Origin of the sequence: Alkalinema pantanalense CENA528 (genome assembly GCF_050753345.1) — a bacterium.
Taxonomy (GTDB): domain Bacteria; phylum Cyanobacteriota; class Cyanobacteriia; order Leptolyngbyales; family Leptolyngbyaceae; genus Alkalinema; species Alkalinema pantanalense.
This window is the reverse complement of record NZ_JBLZFX010000053.1, coordinates 1-26970: the sequence shown is the minus strand read 5'-3', so window position 1 is coordinate 26970 and position 26970 is coordinate 1. Positions and strand designations below refer to the sequence as shown.

At 48.8% G+C, this 26970-nt stretch carries 25 protein-coding genes; 15 read left to right on the top strand and 10 right to left on the bottom strand.

Translation table 11 applies throughout. The annotated features are described in order from the left end of the window. The first annotated feature begins 45 nt into the window (after window positions 1-45). The 3 genes from ACN4EG_RS16940 to ACN4EG_RS16930 all read left to right on the top strand — a co-directional run bounded on the left by ACN4EG_RS16940 (window position 46) and on the right by ACN4EG_RS16930 (window position 4986). A complete protein-coding gene (locus tag ACN4EG_RS16940) occupies window positions 46-1905 on the top strand; it encodes an NAD(P)H-quinone oxidoreductase subunit F (protein WP_431631186.1) in 1860 nt (619 codons plus the stop codon). A 132-nt stretch (window positions 1906-2037) separates the two neighbouring features. Further along, window positions 2038-3594 carry an NADH-quinone oxidoreductase subunit M gene (locus ACN4EG_RS16935; RefSeq protein WP_431631185.1) on the top strand — a complete coding sequence of 519 codons (1557 nt, stop codon included), beginning with the start codon at window positions 2038-2040 and terminating at the stop codon, window positions 3592-3594. An 87-nt stretch (window positions 3595-3681) separates the two neighbouring features. Then, entirely contained in the window at window positions 3682-4986 is a 1305-nt protein-coding gene (locus ACN4EG_RS16930; protein WP_431631184.1) for a CO2 hydration protein, read from the top strand. 149 nt (window positions 4987-5135) lie between these two features. Here ACN4EG_RS16930 and ACN4EG_RS16925 read toward each other — a convergent pair whose 3' ends face one another. Further along, on the bottom strand, window positions 5136-5537 hold the full coding sequence (locus ACN4EG_RS16925) for a fasciclin domain-containing protein (protein ID WP_431631182.1): 402 nt from the start codon (window positions 5535-5537) through the stop codon (window positions 5136-5138). A gap of 432 nt (window positions 5538-5969) precedes the next feature. Here ACN4EG_RS16925 and ACN4EG_RS16920 point away from each other — a divergent pair, with 432 nt between their 5' ends. Next, window positions 5970-6896 carry a LysR family transcriptional regulator gene (locus tag ACN4EG_RS16920; protein WP_431631181.1) on the top strand — a complete coding sequence of 309 codons (927 nt, stop codon included), beginning with the start codon at window positions 5970-5972 and terminating at the stop codon, window positions 6894-6896. Window positions 6897-6928: 32 nt separating this feature from the next. Here ACN4EG_RS16920 and ACN4EG_RS16915 read toward each other — a convergent pair whose 3' ends face one another. The 6 genes from ACN4EG_RS16915 to ACN4EG_RS16890 all read right to left on the bottom strand — a co-directional run bounded on the left by ACN4EG_RS16915 (window position 6929) and on the right by ACN4EG_RS16890 (window position 13973). Further along, window positions 6929-7894, bottom strand: coding sequence for an NAD-dependent epimerase/dehydratase family protein (locus ACN4EG_RS16915; protein WP_431631179.1), 966 nt, complete (start codon window positions 7892-7894; stop codon window positions 6929-6931). A gap of 183 nt (window positions 7895-8077) precedes the next feature. Then, window positions 8078-9226: a hypothetical protein gene (locus ACN4EG_RS16910; protein ID WP_431631178.1), complete on the bottom strand. Its 1149-nt coding sequence runs from the start codon at window positions 9224-9226 to the stop codon at window positions 8078-8080. A gap of 290 nt (window positions 9227-9516) precedes the next feature. Further along, on the bottom strand, window positions 9517-10398 hold the full coding sequence (locus ACN4EG_RS16905; RefSeq protein WP_431631175.1) for an XDD3 family exosortase-dependent surface protein: 882 nt from the start codon (window positions 10396-10398) through the stop codon (window positions 9517-9519). A gap of 606 nt (window positions 10399-11004) precedes the next feature. Continuing rightward, window positions 11005-12282 carry an aminotransferase class I/II-fold pyridoxal phosphate-dependent enzyme gene (locus ACN4EG_RS16900; protein WP_431631173.1) on the bottom strand — a complete coding sequence of 426 codons (1278 nt, stop codon included), beginning with the start codon at window positions 12280-12282 and terminating at the stop codon, window positions 11005-11007. A 179-nt stretch (window positions 12283-12461) separates the two neighbouring features. Then, window positions 12462-13349, bottom strand: coding sequence for a hypothetical protein (locus tag ACN4EG_RS16895; protein ID WP_431631171.1), 888 nt, complete (start codon window positions 13347-13349; stop codon window positions 12462-12464). 102 nt (window positions 13350-13451) lie between these two features. Then, the gene (locus tag ACN4EG_RS16890) at window positions 13452-13973 is read right to left on the bottom strand and encodes a hypothetical protein (protein ID WP_431631169.1); all 522 of its coding nucleotides are present in this window, start codon (window positions 13971-13973) and stop codon (window positions 13452-13454) included. Between the two features lie 319 nt (window positions 13974-14292). Here ACN4EG_RS16890 and ACN4EG_RS16885 point away from each other — a divergent pair, with 319 nt between their 5' ends. The 7 genes from ACN4EG_RS16885 (at window position 14293) to ACN4EG_RS16855 (ending at window position 19306) form a co-directional block, all read left to right on the top strand. Continuing rightward, complete coding sequence (locus tag ACN4EG_RS16885) at window positions 14293-14475, top strand: DUF3285 domain-containing protein (RefSeq protein ID WP_431631168.1); 183 nt, start codon at window positions 14293-14295, stop codon at window positions 14473-14475. Between the two features lie 53 nt (window positions 14476-14528). Then, window positions 14529-15059: an rRNA maturation RNase YbeY gene (gene ybeY / locus ACN4EG_RS16880; RefSeq protein ID WP_431631167.1), complete on the top strand. Its 531-nt coding sequence runs from the start codon at window positions 14529-14531 to the stop codon at window positions 15057-15059. Between the two features lie 135 nt (window positions 15060-15194). Continuing rightward, the gene (locus tag ACN4EG_RS16875) at window positions 15195-15653 is read left to right on the top strand and encodes a diacylglycerol kinase family protein (RefSeq protein ID WP_431631166.1); all 459 of its coding nucleotides are present in this window, start codon (window positions 15195-15197) and stop codon (window positions 15651-15653) included. Between the two features lie 33 nt (window positions 15654-15686). Continuing rightward, window positions 15687-16286, top strand: coding sequence for an anthranilate synthase component II (locus ACN4EG_RS16870; RefSeq protein ID WP_431631164.1), 600 nt, complete (start codon window positions 15687-15689; stop codon window positions 16284-16286). Between the two features lie 83 nt (window positions 16287-16369). Then, complete coding sequence (locus ACN4EG_RS16865; RefSeq protein ID WP_431631162.1) at window positions 16370-17125, top strand: MBL fold metallo-hydrolase; 756 nt, start codon at window positions 16370-16372, stop codon at window positions 17123-17125. A gap of 67 nt (window positions 17126-17192) precedes the next feature. Continuing rightward, window positions 17193-17966 carry a Uma2 family endonuclease gene (locus tag ACN4EG_RS16860; protein WP_431631160.1) on the top strand — a complete coding sequence of 258 codons (774 nt, stop codon included), beginning with the start codon at window positions 17193-17195 and terminating at the stop codon, window positions 17964-17966. A 32-nt stretch (window positions 17967-17998) separates the two neighbouring features. Then, a complete protein-coding gene (locus ACN4EG_RS16855) occupies window positions 17999-19306 on the top strand; it encodes an aminopeptidase P N-terminal domain-containing protein (protein WP_431631158.1) in 1308 nt (435 codons plus the stop codon). Window positions 19307-19403: 97 nt separating this feature from the next. On the opposite strand, the gene moeB is transcribed toward ACN4EG_RS16855, so the two are convergent. Further along, the gene (moeB, locus tag ACN4EG_RS16850; protein ID WP_431631155.1) at window positions 19404-20678 is read right to left on the bottom strand and encodes a molybdopterin-synthase adenylyltransferase MoeB; all 1275 of its coding nucleotides are present in this window, start codon (window positions 20676-20678) and stop codon (window positions 19404-19406) included. A 336-nt stretch (window positions 20679-21014) separates the two neighbouring features. Between moeB and ACN4EG_RS16845 the strand changes: the two genes are divergently transcribed. Beyond that, window positions 21015-21611 (top strand): chorismate lyase, encoded by a 597-nt coding sequence (locus tag ACN4EG_RS16845; RefSeq protein WP_431631153.1) that lies wholly within the window; start codon window positions 21015-21017, stop codon window positions 21609-21611. A 390-nt stretch (window positions 21612-22001) separates the two neighbouring features. Here ACN4EG_RS16845 and ACN4EG_RS16840 read toward each other — a convergent pair whose 3' ends face one another. Further along, complete coding sequence (locus tag ACN4EG_RS16840; RefSeq protein WP_431631151.1) at window positions 22002-22982, bottom strand: glycosyltransferase family 2 protein; 981 nt, start codon at window positions 22980-22982, stop codon at window positions 22002-22004. 192 nt (window positions 22983-23174) lie between these two features. After that, the gene (locus ACN4EG_RS16835; RefSeq protein ID WP_431631148.1) at window positions 23175-23627 is read right to left on the bottom strand and encodes a pentapeptide repeat-containing protein; all 453 of its coding nucleotides are present in this window, start codon (window positions 23625-23627) and stop codon (window positions 23175-23177) included. A 1650-nt stretch (window positions 23628-25277) separates the two neighbouring features. On the opposite strand from ACN4EG_RS16835, the gene ACN4EG_RS16830 reads away from it, so the two are divergent. From ACN4EG_RS16830 to ACN4EG_RS16820, 3 genes are read left to right on the top strand one after another with little or no spacing between them, the layout of a single operon-like run. Then, window positions 25278-25628: a hypothetical protein gene (locus ACN4EG_RS16830; protein ID WP_431631147.1), complete on the top strand. Its 351-nt coding sequence runs from the start codon at window positions 25278-25280 to the stop codon at window positions 25626-25628. Window positions 25629-25645: 17 nt separating this feature from the next. After that, window positions 25646-26260, top strand: a complete 615-nt coding sequence (locus ACN4EG_RS16825; protein WP_431631145.1) for a thioredoxin family protein — start codon at window positions 25646-25648, stop codon at window positions 26258-26260. Between the two features lie 3 nt (window positions 26261-26263). After that, window positions 26264-26887 carry a cytochrome c biogenesis CcdA family protein gene (locus tag ACN4EG_RS16820; RefSeq protein WP_431631144.1) on the top strand — a complete coding sequence of 208 codons (624 nt, stop codon included), beginning with the start codon at window positions 26264-26266 and terminating at the stop codon, window positions 26885-26887. Window positions 26888-26970: the final 83 nt, after the last annotated feature.

Sequence of the window (26970 nt, the reverse complement as noted above, 5' to 3'; positions counted from 1 at the left end):
TTTGACTGACTGCTTTTTTAAGGTTTACTACACAGGGAGGGAGGAATGGCTCACCCACTGGTTCAGTCGATTTGGCTGATTCCAATCTATACATTGATCGGCGCAAGTTTATCTGCCCTCTGGTTTCCTGGGATTACCCGACGAACGGGGCCACGACCCGCAGGGTATATCAATGCATTGATGACGCTGTTTGCGTTTGTCCATGCAGCGTTAACCCTGCCGATCGTTTGGGATGAACCCCCACTACATATTGTCTTGCCTTGGCTGCAAGTCGCGGGTTTAGACCTTTCCATTCCGCTGGAAATTTCGGGGACTTCGATCGCGGCGGTGGTTGTAATTACGGGTTTGAATTTGCTGTCGCAGGTTTTTGCGATCGGCTATATGGAAATGGACTGGGGGTGGGCTCGCTTTTTCTCACTGCTGGCTTTGTTTGAAGCCGGAATGAATTTCCTAGTCCTGAGTGATTCCCTGTTTTTTGGGTATATTGCCCTAGAAATTCTGACGCTGGGAACTTATTTATTAATTGGGTTGTGGTTTAACCAGTCCCTAGTGGTTACAGGTGCCCGCGATGCGTTTTTAACCAAACGAATTGGCGACCTGTTTTTGCTAATGGGCGTGGTGGCTTTGTTACCGATCGCCGGTACTTGGAACTATTCCGAACTCGCTGTATGGGCCAAAACTGCCGATGTGAATCCCACCGTGATTACCCTGGTTGGATTGGCACTGCTGGCTGGCCCCATGGGGAAATGCGCTCAGTTCCCTTTGCACCTGTGGCTAGATGAAGCGATGGAAGGGCCAGTCCCAGGCTCCATTCTTCGAAATTCCGTGGTCGTCCAAGTGGGGGTTTGGGTGCTGGTGAAACTATCACCCGTCCTGTCTCTATCTCAGACGGTTCTCAATACCGCGATTATCATTGGGGCCCTGACGGCGGTATGTGGTGCGTTAATCGCGATCGCGCAAATCGATATCAAACGAACGCTCTCCTATCCCACCAGCGTTTACATGGGTTTGATTTTCATTGCGGTGGGTACGGGTGATAACCAAGCGGCTCTGTTACTGGGTCTGACCCATGCGGTCAGTATGGCGCTGTTGGTGATGAGTAGCAGTGCTGTTGTTTGGAATAGCATTACCCAAGATATTACGCAGTTGGGGGGCTTGCTGAGCCGTCGTCCTGTGTCTGGCGGAAGCTTTTTAGTCGGAATGGCTGGCGCGATCGCCCTTCCTCCGCTCGGTGGTTTCTGGGCGCAGATGGAACTGATGAATGGACTCTGGTCGCAGAATGCGATCGTGGCGGGTATTGTTCTTCTGGTGAATGCCCTTTTGGCCTTCAGTTACACGCGGGTTTTCTGCCGGGTCTTCCTAGGCAAGCCGCAACAAATGGCTCAGCGATCGCCTGAAATCCACTGGCCGATGGCGATTCCTATGATTGTGACCATGGGTTTCGTCATGCACTTACCGCTGATTCTCTCCGCCGTTGATTTGCTACCCAACTGGGCAGAACTCCAGAAAGATAATGCGCTGTTACTGATCTGGTCTAGCATCACGGGCATTGCCGTTTCCGCAATCATCTATCTCAGTCCTTCCATTCAAAAACCGATTCGCTTGCCTTGGCAGGGACTACAAAATCTCTTTGCCTACGATTTCTATACCCCGCAACTCTATCGCAATACGATCGTTGGGGTTGTGGCAGTCGTGTCCTATGTAACAGCTTGGTTTGACCAATATCTCATCGATGGCTTAGCCAATCTGTTTGGGGTGGCTACGTTATTTAGTGGCCAAAGCTTGAAATACAGCACTTCTGGCCAATCTCAGCTATACATGCTCACAATTCTCTTAGGGTTGGCTGCGTTGGGAGCTTGGCTGAGTTATCCAATGCTGTCCCACTTAAGGCTCGCGATCGGTTAAAGCAGATCGTAATCAAGTAAAGCTTCCTGTTATCCAGTGTTCTCTCAATGAATCACTCAGGTAATTAAAGGTTAATCTCACCCTTGTGTCCGCCTCCATTACCAACCCTATTGTTCTACTTGTAGATTTTCTATGCAGTTGCCACTCTTAAGTATGCTGGTTTGGCTGCCCGTTCTGGGAGCGGCAGTCATCGGGTTCTATCCCGGTCAACTCTCGGCGGCCCGCGCGCGTTGGGGCGCGATCGGGGTTGCTAGTGTTATGTTTGCCCTCACTGCCTTACTGTTTACCCAGTTTGACCTTAGTCAAGCGGGCTTCCAGATGCAGGAATTAATGCCTTGGTTACCGGCATTGGGATTGAACTACAGTTTGTCGATCGATGGAATCTCCTTACCCTTGGTTGGGCTAGCCAACTTGCTGACCTTGATGGTGGCCTGCAATGGTGAAGTGGGACTTAAGCCCAATGAAACGCTGCAACGGCCTCGCCTGTTCTACACCATGCTGCTGCTGGTCAATGCGGGTGTGATTGGGGCCTTGCTAGCTCAGAATTTATTGCTCTTTTTCCTGTTCTATGAATTGGAACTGATTCCCTTCTATTTGCTCATCGTCATTTGGGGCGGAGCCAAGCGGGAATATGCTGCCACCAAGTTTCTGATCTATACGGCAATCTCCGGAATTTTGATTCTGGCAGGTTTTCTGGCGATCGCATGGCTGACTCACAGCAATAGCTTCGAATACAGCGCGATTAACACCACAGAGTTACCGACGACCCTGCAATTGGTCTTGCTCGTTGTCTTGCTGCTCGGCTTTGGAATTAAGATTCCCCTGGTACCGCTGCACTCTTGGTTGCCGGATGCCTATGTGGAATCTTCTGCGCCAGTGGCGATGTTGTTAGGTGGGATTCTGTCCAAGCTGGGAACCTATGGGCTGGTGCGCTTTGCCGTTGGACTATTCCCTGAAACATGGGCTTCTGTAGCTCCTGTGATGTCTGCGATCGCCGCTGCATCGATTCTTTACGGGGGCTTTGCCGCCATTGCCCAGAAGGATATTAAGCGCATGGTTGCCTACAGCTCGATCGGGCATATGGGCTATGTCATGCTGGGGGCTGCTGCCCTTACGCCCCTTAGCATGGTGGGTGCGGTTTCCCAGATGGTGGCCCATGGGTTAATTCTGGCGCTACTGTTCTATCTTGTCGGCATCATTGAATCTAAGGTGGGAACCCGTGATTTGGATGTCCTCAACGGTCTGCTCAATCCAATTCGTGGCTTGCCGTTAACGGCAGCTTTGCTAATTCTGGCGGCCATGGCCAGTGCGGGCATTCCCGGCATGGTCGGTTTTATTAGTGAATTTTTGGTCTTCCAAGGCAGTTTCTCGGTCTTCCCCCTTCCAACACTGTTGGCGATCGCGGGAACGGGTCTCACCGCCGTTTATTTTGTCATTCTGCTGAATCGCACTTGCTTTGGTCGTTTGGATTCCAAGAGTGCCTACTACCCCAGTGTTAGTAAACGGGAATATTTCCCCGCTCTAATTTTGATGGCGACGATCGTCTTTCTAGGGGTGCAACCGACTTGGTTAGTGCGCTGGAGCGAACCCACCACCCAGGCCATTGTGGCTTCTGCCTTCCCCAATCAATCGATCGCAGCCATTGTGCCCACTCAGCTCAATCTTCGCGATCGGGCAACCCATCTCTAACTTGGGTCTAGAACTTGAGTCACAAACTTGAGTTGCAAACTTGAGTCAAATTTTGGATTTTACCCACACTTACGAGGATTTGTGCTGATGACCGTCGCGACCCCTCCCTCCACCAAACTGCCACCGTCCAACCATCCCTTGGCTCACATCATCCATCGGCTCGAAGCAGGCGAAGCCATGCTGCCTGATACACCAGAAAACCTGATGCAAATCATTGGGTTGTATAAAGCCTATGCAGTACCGATGGATTTTTATTGGCGGGATTTGCTCTACATCGGCGAACAGGTGTTCTTGAATCCGTTGCCCTTCTTCAAATACTTTATTTCCGAGGAATACCTGCAACGGCCCAATCACTATGCGGGAGACACCGCAGATTTGCGGATTTGGCGAGGGGGCGCGGACTGTCATCCAGAGTTGCGGGAATTTATCGAGAAAGGTGAGCTGAAACAGAAACTCCCTCGGTTGTTCCATCACCTATGGCACGATCGCATTAACATGGAATTTGCGGAAGAATGTATGCGATCGATGCTGTGGCACCGCGATATGTATGTGCCCTGGAACCAGTTTGATCCCTATCTTGATTCCGACGAGTATAAGCAAAATGCCGATCGGGCCATCAAAGCTTACTTCAAAGGCAATCCGGTCATGCTGGGATTGTATAAACTCTTTCCCGACATGTTTTTAGAGCAGTGCCGCCAAGCCTCCTACTACGCCAACCTCGGCTTGTTCTGGGAAGTTATGGCTCCGGTGTTTTTTGAAATGTCCGATCTCTATGATGAGGGCAAATTAACCAGCGTTCCACAAGCAATGGAATTCCTGGTCAATGGCATCTTTGCGATCGCGGGTCGTCCCATTTACCACCATGTTTACATTCGGGGTGAATGCTACGAAATTATTCCAAAATCCAAAGGATTTACCTGGCTGTATGAGGCTGCATTGCCCTACGTGGAAGCGGTATTTTATCGAACCTCCCCTTTCCGAGGAACAAAGTCCTACAACGCCCAAGCCAATCAGGTTCCTGACGATCAGCAGGACTTCCACTATGGCGTACTCTATGCCGACAAATTCCCCGTAGGCACCGCAGGCATTCCTCCCACCTTCCTGGCCCAGGATATGCTGCACTTCCTACCCCCCTACTTAGTGGAGTATTACCAGCAGCATTGTCGAGGTGAAGACGATATGCTGGTTCAGTTGGCCGTCAGTTTCCAACGATCGATGTATTGCGTTACCTCCGCTGTGATTCAAGCGCTACGGGCGGCGCTGTTGTATCCGTTAAACGATCCTAATCCTGAACATTTGAAAGCCAATCGCGCCTTCTTTGAAGCTCAAATGGATCGTTTCCTGAGACCGGAAGCTCGGATTCGGGATATTCAAACTCAAGACTATCGCTAGGGTCTAGAAACTAGAAACGGGAAGCACAGAATTTAAAATTCTCGCTTCCCGTCCTCCCTAGGCTTGTTATGGGGAATGACAGCTAGTCAACAAGTAGGACTAAACGGTTGGAAGTGACTGATTGCAATAAAGTTCTCCCAACACCGACCCTAGGGGCCCATCAGAATCACATTGTCAATGACATGAATAATGCCATTGTCTGCTTCGATGTCTGGAGCAATGACCGTTGAATTTTTAACCTCGTTGGCTTTCATATTTAACCGAATCGAGGTTCCCTCTAAGGAATCGATCGAGTCCAATTTCTCCAGATCCGCCTTGGTATATTTCCCGGCCACGACGTGATATTTCAGAATTCGTCCTAACTGGGGAGGATTTTGCACCAAGGTTTGCACCGTTCCCGGCGGTAATTTTTCAAAGGCAGCATCGATCGGTGCAAAAACGGTGAATGGGCCTGGACTTTTGAGCGCATCCACAAGGCCAGCCGCTTGGACAGCGGCGACTAGGGTTTTAAAGTTGTCATTACTGACCGCAATATCAACGATGTCTGCCATGATGATTCAACTTGTGATGAATGGAATAAGTCATTTCAACAGTATTGCGATCGTACCCTGTTTCTCAAATTTCGTTGTAATCAATTTTTAATCACTCCTATTCAAATTAATGGTCAAAAAGTCCTATACAATAGAAGCAATGGTTGAAATCACCTATCCCCCACAGAAAAGCATTAAAAAAGCGTTGCACAGTGAGTCGCTGATCAACGCTTTCAGGGATTACACTCCTCAGCATCCTGCAATGCACAGGGAGGAAGACACAATCGCTGTTGCAGTTCATCTAAAACTTTATTGTGCAACGCATGAATTGGAAGGGAGCATACGCTCTTAATCAAGTATAATACCCGTAAATTTCATAAACAAAAAGCATTGTAATAATTTTTTGACATAGATACAACTCTATAGATTTTGTCGAATCCTGGAGATAGACCCTTGCAAAACGCGACTCTACACCAATTAAAGGTCTTTGAAGCAGTTGCTCGTCACAATAGTTTTACCCGTGCAGCGGAAGAGTTATTTTTGACTCAACCCACGGTTTCTATGCAGGTCAAGCAACTTTCCAAAACCGTTGGCATGCCTTTATTTGAACAAGTGGGCAAACGGTTATACCTCACAGATGCTGGGCGCGAATTGTTTGCGACTTGCCAAGATGTATTCGATCGATTGTCCAAGTTTGAAATCGCGATCGCGAATATTAAAGGATTGAAGCAAGGCAAACTCCGGCTTGCGGTCATTACAACAGCAAAGTATGTCATTCCAAGAATTCTTGGAGCCTTTTGCCAGCGTTATCCTGGGATTGATATTTCCCTGACGGTTACCAACCACCAGTATGTTTTAGATGGCTTGGCCAGCAATGAAAATGATCTCTATATCGTCAGTCAGCCCCCTGAAGATATGGATGTTGAAATTCATCCCTTTATGGAGAATCCATTGGTTGTGTTGGCCCCGCGTAATCATCCCTTAGTCGGCCAAAAGCAAATTCCCTTAGAGCGCATTGCGGAAGAGCCTTTTATTATGCGGGAACCTGGTTCAGGGACTCGTAAGGCCGTGCAAAAGTTATTTGATGCCCATGGGTTACCCCTTAAAGTCAGACTGGATTTGGGTAGTAACGAAGCGATTAAGCAAGCGATCGCAGGGGGGATGGGCATTTCGGTACTCTCGAAACACACTTTGGCATTGGAAGGGTTAACTAACCAGTTAACGATTCTAGATGTGGAAGAATTTCCGATCGAACGGTATTGGTACGTGGTCTATCCTTCAGGTAAACAGCTTTCTGTGATTGCCAAAGAATTTTTCCACTACCTGTTGAGTGAAGGTAAAGCGGTTGCCGAAGCAACTGCTCTGCAAAAACTACTGTAGGAACCTAAACGAGAGCCCTAAAACGTAGAGAGCTAAACCAATTGCCGGATAATTTCCGTCAAGGTTTGTTGGGGAGAGCGAGGATGCCAACCCAGTTGCTCCATAGCCTTTGCGCCACTCACCCGTACACAGCGATCGTAGACGTAGTGCACCCGTTCATTGTCGATCGGCGGCTGCCATCCCGTCAGACGACCGATCCCATCCAACACCTTAGCCACCCATCGCACCAACCATTCCGGCGCTTCTGCGGGGGCGGGAACTCCAATCTCCTGCCCGCAGAGTTGAAACATTTCCCGCGTGGTCAGATCGCCCGCAGACAGGATAAAATAATCGCCCGCTTGCCCATGGTCGATCGCCCGCAGCATGCCATCGACTAAATCCTCCACATGGACAATCCCGGTCACTCGCTGACCCCCAGCCCAGAGCTTCAACTTCCCTTGGGTGAAGGTCTTGAGCACAGGGCCAAAGTGGGGATCGTCTACGCCAAAAATGCCTGAGGGCATCACACTAACGATATGAGCACCCTGTTTAACCGCTTGATCAACTCGTTGTTGGGCTTGATATTTGGTGCGATCGTAGGCTGAAGAAAAGTTCTGCTGTTCCCGCTGAAAAGTTTCATCGATCGTGCGGCCCTGGGTATCCCCAAAAATCCCGATCGTGCTGCAATAGAGCATTTTACCGACTCCAGCCGATTTCATCGCTTGCAGTACAGCCTGTGTCCCTTGCACATTGGTGCGTTCCATCTTTGCTGCATCTACCAGCCCCAATTCAACATAGGCTGCGATATGAAACACCACATCTACGCTTTGCATAGCCTGGGTTAAGGCCGCTTGATCGGTAATCTCACCATAGGCATAGTCCAAGTTATTCAACCCTTGTAGTCGCGTTAAATCACTCGATCGACGTACATAGGCAACCACCTGATCTCCACGATCCAGCAGCGATCGTACTAGATAAGATCCTGTAAATCCATTCGCACCCGTAACTAGCGCTTTCATAGCAATCCTGCAAGCAATACAAAAAATACTAAAATAATCTAGGAGTGATTGCTAGCTGTGACATTAAATTTATCTATTATTTCTACCTGATATCAAAAAAGAGAATGAAAGATTCAATGCTTGAAGAATCAAGGAAATAATGATCAGTGAATCACTGTCAGCTAACTGGGAGGGCTCTACTGATTACAGAAATTTTTCATAAATTCGATAGGTCTTATAAATTCTGCCCCCGGAGGCTTCAATGAGCTTGCGAGAGGGAAAGTTGTCTTCGTATACCCAAGATAGCTCTGCGCGTTGATAGGGCTTACCCTTCTTTTGTCCGCCTTGCAACCCAAGGTGAATCAACCCTAGGGGCACCATTTTTCGCCGAAACTCTGGTAGACACGCGATCGCAAGTACACGGCCTTGATTAATCTGCCGTTTGTACCAAAGAAATTTCAGAATTCCCAGTAAGTCCAGCTTCCCTTTTACTCGCCGCAACGGAATGTTGTAATCTGGTAAACCCATCCAAAACCCAATCATTTCACCGTTATATTCCGCGATCGGGAACACATCCGGATCAACTAAAGTTTGCAGCGATTTCGCTTCCTCCATAAATTCTTCCTGAGTCCTGGGGGTGGAACTCCAATTGAGGTCAAAAGCGCGGGTAAACAGGTTATATAACCCAATCACATCTTCGGTAAATCCGTCTCCCTTTGTCCGAATGGGCCGGAACGTAACCCCCGCTTTCAGTGCGATCTGGTAACCTTTTTCAAATTGTGCCGTCAACTGTCGATCGGTGAGTGGAAAGTCATAGGCATAGGCATCTTTGGCCTTTTGCCAGCCCATTTGCTCAAAAAACTGCGGATAGTAGGGGGGGTTATAGGGCATCATGATCATGGGCGGCGAGTCAAACCCATCGACTAAAAAGAGGCAGTTATTGTGGGTAGATAGATCGATCGGTCCTCGCACCTGAGACATCCCCTGTTGTTGTAGCCAAGTGCAAGCTACATTGACCAACGCTTGGGCAACTTGAAAATCCTCAATACATTCAAAAAAGCCCACCAGCCCAATATTACAGCGTTCTTTTTTGATGAGGCGATCGTTGACCGCTGCAACAATCCGGCCAATCGCCCGCAATTGATTAGAACCTATAGCCAATTCATCCCGAACAGCAATCCATTGCTGTAACTGACCATACTGAAAAAATGGATTACTCGGATCAAATTTTTTCGCCACATCGCTGCGTAATGGAGCAACCCAATTGGGATCTCCAGCATAGACGCAGTAGGGTACATCCAAGAACAGCTCTTGCTGGTCAGCCGTGGTAACCGGAATAACTTGAAAATCCATAATTCACAGAAGACAACGGGGGCTATAGAGATGCTTGAGAACGAAGATCAGTAACAGAAATTGGTAGTACTATAGCAGTCTCTTGCCTCTCCTTCTGTCCATGGTCAATAGCCTGTAACCTAAAGGACTCCAATTCCATCCATTTAGGCCCAAAAATCCAACTAAAAAAGGGTGGAGAACCACCCTTGGATGAATAATGTAGCCGTTCGCGTCACTCAGACATTTGACAAGACGAATTTTTTAACTAATTACTAGAACCTCCCTTAAATCGAGAGATGAACTGTTACCCATTAAGCAGCCCGACGGCGACGACGGCCCAGCAAACCTAAACCTGCAACTGCTGCAATCCCAGCCATGGTAGTCGGTTCAGGAACTTTGTGCAGGTTAGATCGAATCGCTAACCCATCGTTTCCACATTCTGCAAACAGGTTAGCAACGAAGGAACCTACTTTGAAATCAGCCGTGCGTTTAAAGCTAAAGCCCAATGTTTGGCTGCCATTCCCACCAAATTGAGCAAAGTTCAAGCCAGCAGCTTGGAGATCAGCCGAAGACATCATGAAAATGTCACTGACTTTCTGACCGGATTGGATGGCATTGAGAATCGTCCCACTTCCACTTTGCTGTCCTGCAAAATAGCTATCCCGTGCGGTCAAATCACCAAAGGAGTCATTGTAAGCGCCTTTGTTGGTTGTCTTGGTCCAGTCGCTCCACTTGGTCAGGTTCGCGTACCCGTAGTTTTGGGCAGTTGTGCTCTTAGCTTTTACATTGGAGTAAACCCCTACTTGAGAAACCCCCGATTGGGAGCCATTGGTGGCGAAGTGAATCCCCACTAACTGACCAGCATCACTTGCAGCCTTAAAGCTCTTACCCGTGAAGTTGAAGAACAAATCGCCGTAGTTAATGACTTCCTTATTGTTGTAGAGCGACCCTTGCAAGGTCATGTTGGTATTGAGAGCAACAAAAATGGAGTCGCCGGATTCCTTGATGGCAATTCCTTTGTAGTCAAAAACGCTACCGCCAGAACCATTGTTTGAGCCACCGATCGCGTAGTCCCATCCATTGAGACTGTAGGCATTAGCTTGAGAAGGGGTTGCTACGAGGGCAACGCAGAGTGTTGCAGCCGTTAAACCAGTGACTTGAGCGAGTGTAGCAATTTTGTGAGCGGAGAGCATAGGACAATCAACCTGCGTGATGATTTCAGAAAAATTTGTTTCAGAGAAATCTGTTTCAGAACGGTTATTTCTGTTGTGTCCTGAGTATCTCTCCCACAAAATACGATCGACAAGATGAAAGAACCAAATCTCATTTCAGATTTATGGATAGTAGTGTTTCTGAGCGAAATCACGGAGTCTATCGATTACGATAGCGATCGCTCAGTGCGATATCCGCCCCCCGATTCCCCTCAATTTCCAACAACTGATTCAGTAATTTCCATGAGAGAATACCGTTCTCGATCGCAGCTTTACAAAAGGACAGCGATGATTCACCTAGGTAAAGCTACGATCACCCAGCCATTGCCAGTTTTTTCTTCTGTTAGGATATTTTTTAAACGTGTCCTACTGACGGGATTGAGCGACCAGAGATGCTGTGATCAAGCTCACACTATGAACAACAGATTAAGACTTACTCAAAAAAAAGAGAGGTTGCTGATGCAATCTCCCTCGATCGAAATTTGATGGGTTTTCAGATAGATTTCCGGCTAGGTTTGCAAAGGATTGACGAAGAGCCGTCAACCCATGAGTCACTTCACCTTAAGCGCTGAACCTTAAGTGTTGGCATTAGGCACTAATCGTCGTTTTGCATAGAAGATCGCGTACCGTGACCATCGCACTGACTAAGGCATCCATTTCTTCGCGAGTATGGGTTGCTGTCACCGTTGTACGAATACGAGGTTTGGCAATAAACCAAATCGCCGAGGCCCAAATCCCGAGTTCCATTAGTTCCCGTGCAAATTCCTTCGGGCTAATTCCTTCCGGTAGCAAAATCGGCACCACATTGGTTTCTCCGATCGCATCAAAACCCTGCTCAGCTAAGCGGCCCCGTAGGTAGCGGGTATTTTCCTGCAAACGCTGTACCAATTCAGGATTTTCCTGCACAACCTTCAGACTTTGCAGCGCGGCAGCCGTCAAGGGGGGAGCCAGGGAACAGGTGCCGATCGAGGTGGGAGACACATTCAGCAACGGAATCAATTCTGGGGTGTGGGAGCTAATGGCCGCCCCAACAGACGCTCCAAATTTGGAGAACGTCGTCATGATCAACGGATTGATGCCCCGTTCGATCGCGTAATCAGGCTTGATGCCAAAATGCTCATAAATGCCCCGACCCGTTCCACCCAAGGCTCCACTGGCATGGGCTTCATCCATCACCAATGTGCTACCGGGATAGTGGGAAAGAATGTCGATCATTTCCAGTAACGGCACCACATCTCCATCCATCGAGAAGACGGCGTCGGAGACAACGAGAATGCGATCGTCGGGACGGGCATGGCGTTGCAGCTTGCGAGCAAAGTCCTCCATGTCGCAGTGGCGATAGGCTCGCACTCGCACCCGAGGACTATGGCCGAATAACTTCCCCGATCTCGTTCCCGCATTGGCGATCGCGGTGACGATACAACCATGGTTCAACACATCGGTCAGAATTAGCGTCTCCCGCGTATGCTCAAACTCCGGAACCGGAATGGCTAAGTGACAGAAGGCATCCATCAGCGCCTGCATCGCCATCCAAGCATTGAGAAAGAGTTGCGTGTGGGGTAAATGCTTGAACTGAGAAATTTCTGTTTCCAGTTGGCGGTGTAAATCAATCCGTCCACTCAACACCGAGGTGGAGCTATTCGAGGTGCCATAGTGCAAAATGGCATCGATCGCAGCTTGCTTAACCGACTCGTTCTGCGTCAAGCCCAGCACATCATTAGTACAAAAGGTCAGAACCGTGCGTCGTTTGCCGGTTGTGGATTCTTCAATCTCGACAATGTTACCGTCCTTACGATGGCAAATATACTCATCGGGATCCAGCCCGCTTTCGTACCATCGCTGGACGTACTCCTTTACAACTTGCACGGTTAACTCCTCTCAACCTTGTCCGAGATTGCGCGATCTCAAAGTATATTTGCCTATTTAATGGTCAAGAATAACAGATTGCTACAAATTATGAATCTCAGCTTATCAGCAAGATAGAGGCATGGGAAGCGATCGCTGGGGGGTTCTTGATCGCCCCTCCATACCCCTCACCAAAGGTGTTAGATTTCCGCGATCGCCCGCTCAATCAGACGTCGAGCCAAGGTTTGGGTTCCCGTATGGGTGTAATACTTGACAGAAACGTCTAAGAATGCACCCACATAGTCCAACTTGTCCGCCGAAATTTGGACAAACTTTTGCAAGTTACCCAGGGCATTTTCTTGGGTCAGTCCTTTGCTGGACACAAAATCTGTCATCCAACCCTTGACTGAATCAAAGCTTTGGCCGATAAAGCCCAGCTTACCTGCTGTATCTCCACCGGGAATCAAGCTATTAACCCCCTTAAAGGTTTGATTTCCCTCCAGTTCTTGAGGCGAGAGGCCACCCAGGGTGGAGAGTCCTTTGTCGATAAAGTGAGGACCTAGGGGAATCAAGCCGTCGAAGCAAATCAGCGCCACCATCCGCATGAGGGACTCTCCACCGTAGTCTCCTAAGGCAGCTAGAAAGTCACCAATGCTGTCACCGGGAATTCCGTTGATTTGGCAGTAGGAGACCAATTCCACGACCAGCTTGACGCAGAGATCGATACTCTGAGCCTTCTCGGGCTTGGGCGTCAGATTATCTAAAAAGCCTAGGAAGGAAATATCCTGACCAATCTTGTTGGCCATGGCGGCCATGCCCAAGGCTCCGGAAGCATTGTCTACGGTTTGGTAGAGCCACATCGCCCGCTGGTAGCCCTGGGATTCGTCGTTGTAGAGGTAGACGGCCCGATCTCCGATCGCTTGGATCATGGCTTCATCGGTTTCCCCGGTCACGGCCTTAATCGTATTGGTAAAGCCGGTCAGGTTTTGCCACTGGCCTGGAATAACAAAATCCAGGGCATTCAAGGCCATTACGGTGGTTCCCCCGGTGGGCAACTCATCGACAAGCTCATAAATCGGCTTACTCATAAAAAATGGATCCTGTACTTAATACAAATGTCAAAATCAAGCGATCGTGGATAGGTGCGATCGTGATGGGAGGGATGGTTCTGGAATCGGGACTGAGCCAGATTACTTCAGCTTTTCCAAGCCCTTCAGGTCAAACTTGCCGATCCAGGTTGCGCGATCATCCTTAGTAAACGAGGGTGATTTCGAAATCACTTTGACCTGGTAGCGATCCTTCACCAGCACACTGGTTTGGGTCGTCCCCATTTCCACGGAGGGATATCCCGCAATCTTTGTGGTTGCGTTCGCAAACTTGAGGGCCGCAGACGGCAAACTCTTGGTATCCGAAACGGCAAGCATTGCCAGTTCTTTGCCATCTTTCTTCAACTTGGCTTCGGCAAATCCTTTTTTCTCTTGGGTGTAGACGCGCTCATACCCGGCTCCCGGTTTTGGGAAGAACTTGTTGAACTCGCCGCCTTGGGTAGCATTCTTGGCGACGGCAGTCACCTTGGGTTTAGAACTGTCCTGCTGTGCTTGGGCAAACTGGGAGGGCGGTTTGGTCTGGCAGCCGGTGATCACGAGCACCAGGGAAAGGGCGATCGCAACAACGCCTTTTTGCCAATTCGTTCGCCAATCAAGTGATTTCATATGCGTATTTTCTCCTATGGGAGCAGCGCGCCTGCCGGGATTAAGACCTCCTGAGTTTAGGGGAATATTCATCCGCCGGATAGGACGATCGCTGCTATCTTGTCACGTTATAAGTTATTTCCTCAGGGCTGCCATCCTGAAAAAGACTACATTTTAATTTCGGTTTTCCCCCATTTTTGAAGATTAGGGCGCTTCACAGTGGCACTTAATGATTTTTTCCAACGAAGCAGACTGCTCTGTTGAACGGATTTTAGCAAGAGGCTTTAAAATTAAGGCATTCAACGCTTGACCGTCATTTGATTACCCTTGAGTCTGTCCCATGTCTTCCTCACCCCCTCCATCCGAAGCGCCTGTCTCCACTGACTCAGAAAAACCCCCTAGCTACGTCAAGCTCGCCATGCGAAATATGGTGCGCCAAGGGGGCAAGTCGTTATTTCACTTTGCACTGACGACCCTTGGCCTCTTGGGCCTCCTAGTCGGTTTGGCTTACATTACTCGGTAAGTCCTGCCTGCGCCAGTCCTGAATCTCAGTCAATCCTGAACTCGTAATTTTGCATGGCTGCTACCTCAAATTTCCCGATGCAAGTTGAAGTGAGTGTCCAAGATGTGTTTCATAAATCCACTTCAGCCCCGATCGCGCTGGAAACTTGGGAAGCTTGGTTCGATCGATGGTTAACAGCCTTAGTGCCAACGGATGATGAAGGGGATCCACTCCACCCCCATCACGCCTATGAACTGAGTCTACGGTTAACTGACGACGACGAAATTCACGCCCTCAACCGGGATTTCCGACAAAAAGATCAGCCCACCGATGTTCTCTCCTTTGCCGCCTTAGAAGTAGACGCCCCCGACTTGCCGGAGGAAGAACCGTTGTATTTAGGAGATATCATTATTTCTGTGGCAACCGCTGAGCGGCAAGCCGCTTCCCAAGGGCATTCTATAAAAGTCGAGCTTGCCTGGTTGGCAGCCCATGGGTTGCTTCATCTTCTAGGATGGGATCATCCGGACGATCAGAGTTTGGAACGAATGCTGAATCAGCAACAAACCCTGCTTCAGATGGTTGATCTTTCAGTAGATTTCCTCTAGGTTCGACTCCGTTGATGGTTTGACTCCGTGTTGATGGTTCAGTTGATCGGCGCGATCGTACCCGCTGAACTTTGGTAAGGTTGTTTACAGCTACGTGAGCACTCGCGTCTCCTAAGAAATTCACCTCAAACCCCTATGTCCCAGGAACTGCCCACTCAAACGCCGAAACGTCCCGATGGCAAAGTCGTGCAGTTCAAGCGCGATTTCGCTTGGCAGGTCGCTCCAACCCTACTTACCAGTTTTCGCTACGCCTGGATGGGTCTGAGCTATGCCTTTCAAACCCAGCGGAACTTCCGGGTTCATACGTTTGTGGGCCTGACCGCGATCGGATTGGGGTGGTGGCTACAGCTTACAGTTGTGGAATTGGCGGTGATTGGCCTGACGATCGGGGCAGTGCTGGCCATGGAACTTCTGAATACAGCATTGGAGGCGGTCGTAGATCTAACCGTCAAGCAGACTTACCATGAGCTAGCCAAAATTGCGAAGGACTGTGCGGCTGGAGCCGTCCTCATCTCTGCCCTAGCGGCGCTGCTAGTTGCAGGATGCCTGATTTTGCCGAAATTAGTCGTCGTGCTACTTGCTGCTTTAGGATAGGGTAATTCTGCGCAATTCCCCGTTCCTCGACCCATGATCCTTGTTATCGATAACTACGACAGCTTTACCTACAACCTCGTGCAGTATTTGGGCGAGCTCGGTGCTGAGTTTCCGATCGCCCAGGAAATCCAAGTGTTTCGCAATGACCAAATCACCCTAGACCAGATTCGTGAACTGGCTCCCGATGGGATTGTGATTTCTCCTGGGCCGGGGACTCCGGATGATGCGGGCATTTCCATGGCCGTGATTCGCGAACTCGGGCCAACGATCCCACTCTTAGGCGTCTGCTTAGGCCACCAAAGCATTGGCCAAGTCTTTGGCGGCAAGGTGATCTCTGCGCCGGAACTGATGCATGGCAAAGTCTCCCAGGTCAGCCACACCAGCACAGGCGTTTTCGCGGGGGTAGAAAATCCCATGACGGCCACTCGCTACCACAGCCTTGTGATTGAACGGGAAACCTGCCCCGCTGTGCTGGAAATTACGGCTTGGGTGGAAGATCAGACGATCATGGGAGTGCGTCACCGCGACTATCCCCACCTCCAGGGCGTCCAGTTTCACCCGGAAAGTGTCCTGACCCAAGCCGGAAAAGATCTGTTGCGGAACTTTTTGCGGGAGGCAAGCGATCGAAAATAACCAGTTTTGCGTTATGAGTTTTGCAGGGCAGTTTGTGACGATTTAACGTGCACGGCTTGCCCCCTGACCGTTAGGAGAAGTCAATGAAACGTCGGCAATTGTTGGGTTACATGGGCGCTGGCACCCTGGCAGCGATCGGTACGAGCATGACAGGCACCCGAAGCTGGGCGCAAAGTAGCGGCGTCACGCTACGCTCCCTCGGCCACATGAGCTTTTTGATTACAGGGAGTGGCCAACGGATTTTGGTCAACCCTTTCCGGCCCCTAGGCTGTACCGCTGGCTATCCTGCACCCAAGGTGGACACAGACTTGGTGCTGATTAGCAGCCAGCTTTTGGATGAAGGGGCGATCGATGTGGTACCCGGAAATCCGCAGTTGCTCTATGAGGCGGGGGTTTACGAGGTCAAGGGCATTAAGTTCCAGGGGATCTCGACGGATCACGATCGCAAGGGGGGGCGTCAGTTTGGCACTAATGTGGCTTGGCGCTGGACTCAAGGCGGCCTGACGATGCTGCATTTAGGCGGGGCGGCGGCTCCCATTAGTCTGGAGCAAAAGATTCTCATGGGTAGCCCAGATGTGGTGTTTATCCCCGTCGGCGGTGGCCCCAAAGCCTACAATCCCGAGGAAGCCAAGGCGGCTATCAAGGTGCTGAATCCTAAAATTGTGGTGCCAACCCAGTACAAAACGGGCGCGGCCAAAGGTCAACAATGTGATCTGGCGGGGGTGGATGCCTTTATCAACCTGATGACGGGGACCCCAGTGCGTAAATCTGGCATGACGGTGAGTTTGTCTAAGGCCGATCTGCCGAAGGATGGCATGGTGATTCAGGTTTTAGGATAGAAGTCCTAGAATCAAAATGTCGGTGTAGGTTTTGCTCAACATTACCTACACCGCAACGCATCTCCTAATGCATTTAAGATTTCCCTCAGAATATTCCTGGGGACTGTATCAGTTCTCGATCTCTGTCCTCTATCCATCACGGTGGAACGCAGTGCTGGTTGAACTTAGTCGAATTCAAGTTTTACCTGGCGAGCGGCTTTTGCTGCGGGATATTGACTGGACAGAATTTGAAACCATTTTGCTGGATTTAGGCGATCGACGGACTAGTCGCATTGCCTATTACCAAGGCTTATTAGAAGTGATGGCTCCCTCCCCAGAACAGGAATCCTACCAAGATTGTTTGGGCGATGGGGTCAAAATTTTACTGATTGAGTGGGAGATTATGGCCTATCCCCTCGGTTCAACGACCCTGAGCAAACGGTCTTTAGGGACTGGGATTGAACCGGATCAGTGCTTTTATATTACTAACGCGATCGCGGTTCAGGGGCGGAAGCGCTTGGATCTGGAGGTTGATCCCCCGCCGGATTTGGCGATCGAGATTGATGTAACTTCTCGGACTCATTTAGAAATCTATGCAGCGCTAGGTGTTCAGGAAGTTTGGCGTTTCTCTCAATCTCAGTTGAAAATCAATCAATTACAGAATGGGGCTTACCAAGTTTGCCCAGAGAGTCAATTTTTTCCAGGGCGTGAGCTAGCCAGTCAAATCACGAACTTTATTCAGCAGGCGCAAACGGATAGCTGGAACGCAGCTTATAAGACCTTTCGGGCTTGGGCGATCGCGAATCGGCCTCCATCCCAACCCGCGCCTTCATCTGACGCACCCACGGAAAGAAAGGTTTAGGATAGAAGCTGTAGCTTTCCTAACCCTCGCCTATGCATCCTGAATTCCGCCAACGTCGTGAACAACTGCTCACCAAAATTGGGAGCGGAACGGCTATTTTTCGATCGGCTTCCCATGCTGTGATGCATAACGATGTGGAATATAACTTTCGGCAGGATAGTAGTTTCTATTACCTGACGGGATTTAACGAAGCGGATGCGGTAGCTGTGTTTGCGCCACACCATGAGGAACACAAGTATATTCTCTTCGTGCAACCCAAGGATCGGGACAAGGAAACTTGGACGGGGTATCGAGTGGGTGTGGAAGCGGCCAAGGAAGAGTATGGCGCGGATATTGCCTACCCGATTACGGAGTTAGATGAACATTTACCGAAATACGTTGAGAAGGCCGATCGTCTCTACTATCACCTAGGTCGAGACAATGGTTTCAACAATCGGATTTTGAGACTGTTTCAACGCTTTGTGAGAGGCTACGATCGTACAGGATTTGGGCCACTCTCGATCGAAGATCCCTTACTGCTAATCAGTTCACTCCGATTGCATAAAAGCGATTATGAAATTAGCTTGATGCGCAAGGCTGTAGAGATTGCAGCGGAAGCCCATCAGTTAGCCCTTGACCATCGCAAGCCGGGACTCTACGAATACGAGTTGCAAGCAGAAATGGAACGGCTATTTCGTCTACGGGGTGGATTGGGACCCGCCTATCCGTCGATCGTGGCTTCTGGAGAAAATGCCTGCATTTTGCACTACACGGAAAACACCCGACAAATGCAGGATGGGGACTTGCTGTTAATTGATGCGGGCTGTTCCTACGACTATTACAATTCCGACATTACCCGCACGTTCCCCGTTGGCGATAAATTCACCGAAGAACAGCGCATTCTCTACGAATTGGTGTTGAAGGCGCAACTGGCCGCGATCGATCAAGTGCAGCCCGGAAATCCTTGGAAGCAATTCCACGAAACGGCGGTGCGAGTGATTACAGAAGGATTACTGTCATTGGGATTACTCGAGGGCGATCTCGAAGACTTGATCAAGGAAGACAAGTACAAGCCTTTCTTTATGCATGGTACAGGGCACTGGCTCGGCTTGGATGTGCACGATATTGGTGGGCGGAAAACGGGGGATAACTGGTACAGCTTTGCACCGGGGCAAGTGATCACGGTTGAACCAGGAATTTACATTCGCCCTGATTTTCAACCCGCAGAAGGCCAACCGGAAGTGCCCGATCGGTGGCGCGGGATTGGAATTCGCATTGAAGATGATGTGTTAGTGACGGCAACGGGCAATGAAATTCTCACCGCAGCAGTTCCAAAATCGGTAGAAGCTATGGAACGGTAGCCACTCATGGCAACATAAACACCAAAAGAAAAGGCAAGGATTTTTCCTTGCCTTTCTAGGATAGAGTGGTTGTTTCGGTTAATCCTCTAGAACGGGGTTAATACTCCGGTACTGAAGGATCAATTTCGCGACTCCAAGCGAGAATTCCACCTACCACATTGGTGCCTTGAAGACCTGCTTTTTCCTTCAAAATCCCAAGCGCTTTAGCCGATCGCGCACCGGACTTACAGTGAATGATCAGTTTTTTATTACCCAAAGCATCTTTGACTTTCTCAATACCGTTGCTGTTTTCAATATCCGGTAAAGGAATCAGCACGGAACCGGGAATGCGGCCAATGTCAAACTCGTGGGGATTGCGCACGTCAACCAACACGTAGTCATCCGCTGGACTATCAATCAACTGCTTGAGATCCTTTACCGTCATTTCAGACAGTTCACTCTGAGCCGCAGCTTCAGCAGCCTTGGCTTGGGGAATGCCACAGAACTCATCGTAGTCAATCAGCTTGTCAATCACAGGCCGATCGGGATTGCAGTTCAGCTTCAGTTCCCGGAATCGCATGTTCAAGGCATCGTACAGCAGCAGACGGCCACTGAGGGTTGTCCCCACACCCAGAATAATCTTCACCGTTTCCGTGGCTTGCAGGGTGCCAATCACCCCCGGCAGAATGCCCAGCACACCCCCTTCAGCGCAGGAGGGCACCAACCCAGGAGGCGGCGGATCGGGATACAGATCACGATAATTCGGCCCAGGCACCTCGGAATCGTAAAGCCAATCCTTGCCTGCCTTGCGCTGTTCCGCTTTTTCCTGGGGCGAGAGCTGCTCCCAACCCTCAGGACGCACCCAACCACCCTTGTAGTTAAAGACCGTTGCCTGACCCTCAAAGTGGAAAATCGAGCCGTAGACATTGGGTTTACCCAGCAGCACACAGGCATCATTCACCAGGTAGCGGGTGGGGAAGTTATCCGTTCCGTCAATCACCACATCGTAGGGGCGGATGATATCCAGCGCGTTTTCGGAACTGAGGCGCGTTTCGTATAGATCAATTTGGCAGAAGGGATTGATTTCTAAAATTCGCTCTTTGGCGGAGAGGATTTTGGGCTTCCCGACGTTGGATGTGCTGTGGATCACCTGACGTTGCAGGTTCGACGTATCCACCACGTCAAAATCCACAATACCGATGCGACCAATTCCCGCTGCGGCTAAGTACAGCAGGAGGGGGGCACCGAGGCCGCCGGTTCCAATGCACAGCACACTGGCTGCTTTGAGGCGTTTCTGGCCATCGACGCCCACCTGGGGCAGAATGATGTGCCGCGAATAACGCTCATAGTCGTCTTTTGTTAACTGGACTTCATCCAGATTTGGGTTCAACATGGCGTGAGTCAATGTGTGTGAGTCAATGCGTGTGAGTCAGTGCGTAATTCAGAATGCGTGGTTCAGTTTAGACAGAATACGATCGCCCGTGGATGTCTGGCGCATCCCGATCGCAGTTCAGCAGAACCAAAAATCTATTCTAGGGCAGGGACGGAACCCATGGTTTAATAGGTTTTTTAAAGCCGATAATTTTAGTCGGGTTTTGAGTCAGAGTTTACTGCTGTTCTTTAACGCTTTTTGCTGCTCTAAAGCACAGGCTCTCTGGAACGATCGACGCCTTGCGCTTCAATTCACACGTTATGATCAGAAACAAACTATTAACTTGTGTAAAGTTCCTTGACTGCAACTTTTAGAACTCCGGACTCTTCTACGCTTACGGCTTGGTATGCCCTAGATCCGATCTGGGCAGGGACTGAGCCCCAAATTCAGCAGGGACTCCCCCACAATCAGCTTGCTCCGGCGTGGCAAATGGTGTTGCTAGGGGATGGTTCACCGACGCGGTATTTGCAATTGCTAACGGGCGAACCCACGACGATCGACCTCATCGACATGTCCCCTGTCGGATTATTCCGCGATCGTGCGCCGGAGCAAATTCTGCAAGTGCCGGGGCCACGGGTGAGGCGGCAAGTCTGGCTGATGAATGGTGGCCAACGCACAGCCTACGCTGCCTCCTGGTGGGAGCAGAGCCATGTGGATGAGTATTTGCAAAACCGATCGTTGCCTATTTGGGCCAGTTTGGCAAAACTGCGCACGGAACTCTACCGCGATGTCCAAGGCATTTACTACGGTCATTCCCCAGAAATTGCTGAGGCATTCGGTCATCCTGGCCCTTTCTGGGGACGGCATTATTTATTCTGGCACCGAGGCCAGCCTTTAACCTTGATTTATGAAGTCTTTTCGCCCGCGCTGGAACGATACTTAGGTAAGCCTTAAATTCAGACAGACCAAAGTACCGTTATGCCAAAGCACTGTCCTGCTCAAACACCACGCACACGATCGCTGGGAGAAATCGTTCAATTTCCTTGCGCGTAACCGAATTGGCTAGCTGAATTGATTCCCTAGAAGACTTGTGAACATGTCTTTTGAACATATTTTGTAAACATGTCTCGTCGCCATGGATTAGACTGCTAACGGCGCAATTACGAGTAACGCAATCATCAGCGCTAGGATCACCAATATGATCTCAGCCAGTCGGTATTCTAGATTCCGGAGTATCCAAGCAGTGTGGCGCATTTTGCTCACCTCCACTGCTATTGTCGCTTGAACCGATCGTAGGCAGACCAATTACTTCAAAACTGTTATCAAACCTTATCGGAAGTTTATCTAAGCAGGGCCAACCTGTGTAGGGGTCGATCGTCCTAGGCGTCGAATAATCAATTCCAGCGCGATCAAAACATCTCTTAGCAGTTTTGGCACATTCCGCACCAGCCAGTAGGCCCAGTAAATGTAGCACAAGGCCCGATCTTGTCCGTTCAAATCCGGTAAAGCAATGGATTTCCAATATTCCCCCGCCAAATTCCATTCTGGAAAGGTTAATTGTCCCATCTTAGCCGGATTAAACCATTCCGTTGGGGGCAGGGGGCCAACGCCGATCCATTTCGCCACTTGGGTGCTGCTACGAATGGAGATGGAGGCAACCCGTGACGATCGATCGCCATGATCCCGGTTAAAAAAGAGAAATTCAGGCACTTCGTAAAATTGTCCGAATAAGGCCACCCGCGCTAAAAAGACACTATCCGCCCGCGCGTATAATCCTTGGTGGGGCATCCTCAGCAGAACATCCCGGCGCATTAATCCGAAGATTTCGATCGCGGAATGACGACGATGATCCACACAGATCAAATTCCGAAATCGTCGAGGTGTATTTGGGTGTTGGGAGCCGATGTCATAACTATAGTGATCAATAACTTGACCACTATCATCAATCACACACATCTTTGTATAACAAAGAGCCACTTCTGGATGACTATCTAGTACAGTCACACAGCGTTCTAACCACTCTGGTGCACAAACATCATCATGGGCCATCCACCGAAAATAGTCCCCAGTCGCCAAATCAAAAACCCGATTGTAGTTAGGCACTGGCCCGACATTCGTTTCATTGCGGTAATAACGAATCCGGGAATCCCGGCGGGCAAACTCACGACAAATCTCCCCAGTGGTATCCATTGAAGCATTATCTGAAATGATAATTTCGAAATCGGTAAAGGTTTGCTGTAGAAGGGACTCTAAACAAGCTGTCAGATAACGATCGCCATTGTAAATCGGGAGGCCAATGCTAACACGGGGAGAATTCAAACTCATAGAAACTCCGAATATTTCAAATAGAAGCCAAATCCAGAGAAAAGTCCAGATTTTAGATGGAGAGGCAAGTGCTAAGCACGTTATCAAACAAGTTATCCAATCAGTTGGCAATGATTGATGAAGATATGAATTATCAATTGCTTTCTAGAAGGAACTGATCTGTATTATTCATCTCTTAATCAATCATCCAGGTCAACAATCTAATAACACATCTGTAATACAAGTATTGTGCAACTGAATATCAGTTAAATCGGCTTGACATAAGTTGGCACCATTTAAATAGGCATCATTTAACTTTGCACCCCGGAGGAAAGCCCCTTCTAGGTTTGCACCTGTTAAGTTTGCACCTTCTAATTGCGCATGACTTAATAGCGCCTGTTGAAGGTGTGCGCCATTGAGGAGTGCTCCTCGTAAATTACAGCGTCGTAAATCAGCTTCGCGCAAATCTGCATTCCGTAAGTCCGCACAACTTAAGTCAACCTCTCGCAGATCAAACCACCTCAAATCTTCTCCTCGTAAATTCACAAACTGTAACTGTGGCGTCAAAATTTCTCCTGAACGCTCCAAGTTCAGATTCGTCAATCTCCACTCATTCCAAATCGTGACTCCTTGGTGGAGAATTTGTAATGCCTGGATAGTCATCATAATATTTCACCTAAATACACACTAACTCCACCTACTCAGAGTGATGGATGAAGAGAGTCATCAATAAAGACTTACAAGTCCCTATCCAACTTCCCAAGAAACTAATTAACTTTTACTCGTACCAATCTCAGAGGTTTCCTAGCAATGGAAGTAGAAATGCTAGTGGCAACTTGTCAGTTGGATGACAAGGTTTTCTTCCAACCGCTTCCTAGGTAAATTAATAACGCGCAACAGATCTGTGATGAATGACAAAATCTTCCGATCGTCTAAACCATTAGCGTCGTTAAAACTTTCTGGTTAAACGAAATGCTGAGCCAATTTTAACACAGGTCAATTCCGTCTTGAATATTGAGATCAGAGTAACCAACATAGAGAAAACTGAATAATTGAGACAATCACAAATCATTCTCGATCGATGGGGCTTGCAAAGCTTACAAACGAACGATCGATTTAGAAAAGCATCATGCTGAACTATTCACACAAATGTCATCCGATCATGAATACATTCATCAAGTTAGCAGCCCATGGGTCAACAGGATTCCGAAAAGATTGAGAACCCGACCCTTCTGACTTTTCAAAACCAATTGGCCATGCAATGCCAAACTGCCAAGTCAACGGAATGATGTAGAGTAAATCCGTTAGAGAGGCAACCTACTACGGCGGCGTTAAACCGCCTGGGATCCGAACAGCCGAAACCCTTTGTGCAATCACTGGAGCGCCAAAGAATTGCTTGCCTTTTAAGCAAGATTGGTATACCCACCGTTCATCTCTGAGTTTGGCAAGGTTCCTGAAAAACATAATCTTCACTCAGTAAATGTTTGCAGAGGTGAAGAATCACAACACCCTAGATATAATTCGAAAGTGATATCCTGACTATATCGCACTCTTCAAACGAATGTAATTTTTTTGCTCTTACTAAAAATAAATTTTTATTGTTCCTGCTGATCCCAGGGACTTACCTATTCTTATCTTGACTGCTGCGACCAGCAGATTTAATACACAATCTCAAGAGCTTTAAAGGTCATCAACCTAGAATTAATAACCCGAAATTAATTACTCAGTCAGTCACAGAGTATTAATCAGATCAGGAGCATTGCAGGTCATTGAGCAGAAAAGCAAACTTATTTTTATCTGAAAGAAACCAGATACCCTCAGGTCTAGCAAATCTTGAGCCAAAAAGCTTCTCGCTGGTATTGACGCTTATCAAGTTTTCATAATTGAACAGGATTCTGTGAACTGAATAGAATGCTTGCGATGGATCCATTGCTAACTTGCAAACTTGTTTGCCCTGAACTAATTCTGCTAACTCGTGACCGATCCACCCTAGAATTTGCCTACAGTTGTTAGGGGATCCGGGATTTTTTGGATCGGGAAATAGATAGCAAGAAAATCTTAGGTCAACCTTTCTTAGGCCAACCTTATTGCCTTCTCAGCATTCACTCAGATCACTATGGTTCACTATAGTCAAGCAATCCCGAGAGTCGATCGTACAAGTCGATCGACTCTCGGGTGTTATAGCAGTTTATAGGTCTGTGGCTAGTGGAGAAGATTCCTCAACATTTTCTAATCTGAAGCAATCCAATCTTCACCTAAACAACGTACCTATCTTCGTAACCTCCTACTATATTTAGAAACGTCTCACAGAGAAATATGATGAAGCTCAGCCGCAATTTGGTACTGACGGGTTTAGGACTTCTAATGACAGGAAGCCTCGTCGCTTGTAGTACAACCACCCCTCAATCGGGTGATGCAATGAAAGGAGATGCGACGAAGACCGAAACCACGAAGAATGACGCCATGAAAGGTGACGCCATGAAAGGTGACGCCATGAAGAAAGATGGTGATGCCATGAAGAAAGATGGTGATGCCATGAAAGGTGACGCCATGGAGAAAGATGGTGACGACATGAAAGGTGACGCCATGGAGAAAGATGGTGACGCCATGGAGAAAGATGGTGACGCCATGAAGGGTGACGACATGAAAGAACAGAAAAGTAATTAGGTCTTCCCCAAGCCGCGATGAGTTATTCTTCCCTCGATAGACGGCAGATGCTGATGTACCTAGGATTGGGGATGGCAAGTATGGGTGGAACGATCGCTTGTACTGCCCATCCTCCACAATCTTCAGCCACCTCAGATATTTCCCCATCAGCAAATGCAAATGCCTCCAGTTCCGCAGCCCCCCAGCGTTCGGCTTCAACCCAACCTATGCTGCCTGAGTTTCAAGATATTGACCAGTGGCTCAATTCTGCTCCGCTATCAATCCGAGATCTCAAAGGGAATGTTGTTTTAATTCAAATCTGGACATTTGGCTGTATTAACTGCCAACGAACATTACCTTCCATCCTCCGTTGGCATCAGCAGTATGCGGCTAAAGGACTCCGGGTAATTGGCATTCATACCCCTGAGTTTGGTTATGAGCGGGATGTGGGCAATGTCAAACGAGCCGTTCAGCAGCATGGCATTACCTACCCGATCGCGATCGATAATCGCTTTACCATGTGGAAAGCTTACAACAATGAGTATTGGCCTCACCTTTTTCTAGCCGATCGCCAAGGTGTCATTCAGTATGACCACATTGGGGAAGGAGCCTACGACGTAACAGAGCAAACCCTGGGTAAATTGTTAGGTTAATCCATGGCGGCAACCTCCCTTTCGATCGGTCTTGTCTTTTTCGCAGGCAGTTTAACCGTTTTTTCACCCTGTGTCCTGCCAATTTTGCCGATTCTTTTAGGACGATCGCTGACCACCCATCGCCTTGGGCCCCTCTGTTTAATCAGTGGCTTAGTCTTGAGCTTTGCGATCACAGGAAGTCTGTTAGGCGTCAGCACTCAATGGTTTGCGGGGTTCATGAGTCTCTTGCGCGAATTGTCGATCGTGCTCCTGTTAGTTTTAGGAATTCTCACTGGGTTTCCCGATCGAAGTTACCAGCTATTTAGCCGACTACCCATTTCCCGCTGGGTCAAAGAACCGACCCAAGGTGGACTGGGGGGCGAATTTCTAATTGGAACCCAGCTGGGCTTGCTCTGGACTCCTTGCGCTGGGCCGGTTCTGAGTAGTATTTTGCTGGTATCCATTAACCAAAAATTTACCCAGGCTTTACTCCTATTGTTAATTTTTGGATTAGGTGCAGCAATTCCCATGGGACTCATTGCCTATGGTAGCCAGAGATTGGTACAACGTTTGTTAACATTACGAACTTTAAATATTCGCTGGCATAAACTGAGCAGTGGCTTAATCATTAGAGTTGTTGGGAAATAAAACCAGCTCTGGGACAGGGTTTGCCCTGACTGTTATCTAACTTATGCTGCATCTAAGTAGAAGTTCCACAAGCCTGCTGCGTT

What these genes read in the sequence shown, in the direction of transcription:
- ACN4EG_RS16910 (WP_431631178.1), bottom strand. Translation starts at nt 9,226, where the DNA reads ATGGATTTTCAAGTTATTCCGGTTACCACGGCTGACCAGCAAGAGCTG.
- ACN4EG_RS16875 (WP_431631166.1), top strand. Translation starts at nt 15,195, where the DNA reads ATGTCCCAGGAACTGCCCACTCAAACGCCGAAACGTCCCGATGGCAAA.
- ACN4EG_RS16915 (WP_431631179.1), bottom strand. Translation starts at nt 7,894, where the DNA reads ATGAAAGCGCTAGTTACGGGTGCGAATGGATTTACAGGATCTTATCTA.
- ACN4EG_RS16835 (WP_431631148.1), bottom strand. Translation starts at nt 23,627, where the DNA reads ATGATGACTATCCAGGCATTACAAATTCTCCACCAAGGAGTCACGATT.
- ACN4EG_RS16860 (WP_431631160.1), top strand. Translation starts at nt 17,193, where the DNA reads ATGCATTTAAGATTTCCCTCAGAATATTCCTGGGGACTGTATCAGTTC.
- ybeY (WP_431631167.1), top strand. Translation starts at nt 14,529, where the DNA reads ATGGCTGCTACCTCAAATTTCCCGATGCAAGTTGAAGTGAGTGTCCAA.
- ACN4EG_RS16840 (WP_431631151.1), bottom strand. Translation starts at nt 22,982, where the DNA reads ATGAGTTTGAATTCTCCCCGTGTTAGCATTGGCCTCCCGATTTACAAT.
- ACN4EG_RS16830 (WP_431631147.1), top strand. Translation starts at nt 25,278, where the DNA reads ATGATGAAGCTCAGCCGCAATTTGGTACTGACGGGTTTAGGACTTCTA.
- ACN4EG_RS16930 (WP_431631184.1), top strand. Translation starts at nt 3,682, where the DNA reads ATGACCGTCGCGACCCCTCCCTCCACCAAACTGCCACCGTCCAACCAT.
- ACN4EG_RS16895 (WP_431631171.1), bottom strand. Translation starts at nt 13,349, where the DNA reads ATGAGTAAGCCGATTTATGAGCTTGTCGATGAGTTGCCCACCGGGGGA.
- ACN4EG_RS16925 (WP_431631182.1), bottom strand. Translation starts at nt 5,537, where the DNA reads ATGGCAGACATCGTTGATATTGCGGTCAGTAATGACAACTTTAAAACC.
- ACN4EG_RS16870 (WP_431631164.1), top strand. Translation starts at nt 15,687, where the DNA reads ATGATCCTTGTTATCGATAACTACGACAGCTTTACCTACAACCTCGTG.
- moeB (WP_431631155.1), bottom strand. Translation starts at nt 20,678, where the DNA reads ATGTTGAACCCAAATCTGGATGAAGTCCAGTTAACAAAAGACGACTAT.
- ACN4EG_RS16855 (WP_431631158.1), top strand. Translation starts at nt 17,999, where the DNA reads ATGCATCCTGAATTCCGCCAACGTCGTGAACAACTGCTCACCAAAATT.
- ACN4EG_RS16890 (WP_431631169.1), bottom strand. Translation starts at nt 13,973, where the DNA reads ATGAAATCACTTGATTGGCGAACGAATTGGCAAAAAGGCGTTGTTGCG.
- ACN4EG_RS16825 (WP_431631145.1), top strand. Translation starts at nt 25,646, where the DNA reads ATGAGTTATTCTTCCCTCGATAGACGGCAGATGCTGATGTACCTAGGA.
- ACN4EG_RS16820 (WP_431631144.1), top strand. Translation starts at nt 26,264, where the DNA reads ATGGCGGCAACCTCCCTTTCGATCGGTCTTGTCTTTTTCGCAGGCAGT.
- ACN4EG_RS16935 (WP_431631185.1), top strand. Translation starts at nt 2,038, where the DNA reads ATGCAGTTGCCACTCTTAAGTATGCTGGTTTGGCTGCCCGTTCTGGGA.
- ACN4EG_RS16885 (WP_431631168.1), top strand. Translation starts at nt 14,293, where the DNA reads ATGTCTTCCTCACCCCCTCCATCCGAAGCGCCTGTCTCCACTGACTCA.
- ACN4EG_RS16905 (WP_431631175.1), bottom strand. Translation starts at nt 10,398, where the DNA reads ATGCTCTCCGCTCACAAAATTGCTACACTCGCTCAAGTCACTGGTTTA.
- ACN4EG_RS16865 (WP_431631162.1), top strand. Translation starts at nt 16,370, where the DNA reads ATGAAACGTCGGCAATTGTTGGGTTACATGGGCGCTGGCACCCTGGCA.
- ACN4EG_RS16940 (WP_431631186.1), top strand. Translation starts at nt 46, where the DNA reads ATGGCTCACCCACTGGTTCAGTCGATTTGGCTGATTCCAATCTATACA.